Origin of the sequence: Clostridium aquiflavi (genome assembly GCF_031344075.1) — a bacterium.
Lineage (GTDB): Bacteria > Bacillota > Clostridia > Clostridiales > Clostridiaceae > Clostridium > Clostridium aquiflavi.
In genome coordinates this window covers 1-1,658 of record NZ_JAVJAN010000094.1, presented here as the reverse complement: position 1 = coordinate 1,658, position 1,658 = coordinate 1, and the positions used below count along the sequence as shown (strand labels likewise).

At 51.7% G+C, this 1,658-nt stretch carries 1 rRNA gene; it reads left to right on the top strand.

Features of this window, described 5'->3' with window-relative positions:
* Positions 1 to 1,658 (top strand): 23S ribosomal RNA (locus RGC78_RS16065); the annotation flags it as partial.

Below are 1,658 nucleotides of genomic sequence, written 5' to 3'. Positions count from 1 at the left end.
GGTTCACACTTTTGTGTGAGCGGTAGAGGAGCGTCGTAATCGGGCTGAAGTCGTACCGTAAGGAGCGGTGGACTGATTACGAGTGAGAATGTTGGCATTAGTAGCGAGATGTGGGTGAGAATCCCACAGGCCGAATACCTAAGGTTTCCTCAGGAAGGTTCGTCCGCTGAGGGTTAGTCGGGACCTAAGCTGAGGCCGAAAGGCGTAAGCGATGGACAATCGGTTGATATTCCGATACCACTATTATCGTTATTATCGATGGTGTGACGGAGAAGGATAGGATGTGCTAGCTATTGGATGCTAGTCTAAGCGTTTAGGGAGTTAGGATAGGCAAATCCGTTCTAACAATTCTGAGGCGTGATGGGGAAGGTTCTAAGGAACCGAAGTATCTGATTCCATGCTTCCAAGAAAAGCATCTAGAAAGAGAAATAGTGCCCGTACCGCAAACCGACACAGGTAGGTGAGGAGAGAATCCTAAGGCCGGCGGAAGAATTGCAGTTAAGGAACTAGGCAAATTGACCCCGTAACTTCGGGAGAAGGGGTGCCTGCGAGAGCAGGCCGCAGAGAATAGGCACAAGCAACTGTTTAACAAAAACACAGGTCTCTGCTAAAGCGAAAGCTGATGTATAGGGGCTGACGCCTGCCCGGTGCTGGAAGGTTAAGGGGAACACTTAGCGTAAGCGAAGGTGTGAACTTAAGCCCCAGTAAACGGCGGCCGTAACTATAACGGTCCTAAGGTAGCGAAATTCCTTGTCAGGTAAGTTCTGACCCGCACGAATGGCGTAATGACTTGTGCACTGTCTCAACTGCAAATCCGGCGAAGTTGTAGTGCGAGTGAAGATGCTCGCTACCCGCGATTGGACGGAAAGACCCCGTAGAGCTTTACTGTAGCTTAGCATTGAATTTCGGTATTGTCTGTACAGGATAGGTGGGAGACTGGGAAATCAGAGCGTCAGCTTTGATGGAGTCATCCTTGGGATACCACCCTGATAGTACTGGAATTCTAACTGGATGCCATGAATCTGGTGACAGGACATTGTTAGGTGGGCAGTTTGACTGGGGCGGTCGCCTCCTAAAAAGTAACGGAGGCGCCCAAAGGTTCCCTCAGAACGGTCGGAAATCGTTCGTAGAGTGCAAAGGCATAAGGGAGCCTGACTGCGAGACCTACAAGTCGAGCAGGGACGAAAGTCGGGCTTAGTGATCCGGTGGTACCTCGTGGGAGGGCCATCGCTCAACGGATAAAAGCTACCTCGGGGATAACAGGCTGATCTCCCCCAAGAGTTCACATCGACGGGGAGGTTTGGCACCTCGATGTCGGCTCGTCGCATCCTGGGGCTGAAGTAGGTCCCAAGGGTTGGGCTGTTCGCCCATTAAAGCGGCACGCGAGCTGGGTTCAGAACGTCGTGAGACAGTTCGGTCCCTATCCGTCGCGGGCGCAGGAAATTTGAGAAGAGCTGTCCTTAGTACGAGAGGACCGGGATGGACCGACCTATGGTGTACCAGTTGTTTCGCCAGAAGCATAGCTGGGTAGCTAAGTCGGGACGGGATAAACGCTGAAAGCATCTAAGCGTGAAGCCTCCTTCAAGATGAGATTTCCCATAGCGTAAGCTAGTAAGACCCCTTGAAGACTACAAGGTTGATAGGTCAGAGGTGTAAGT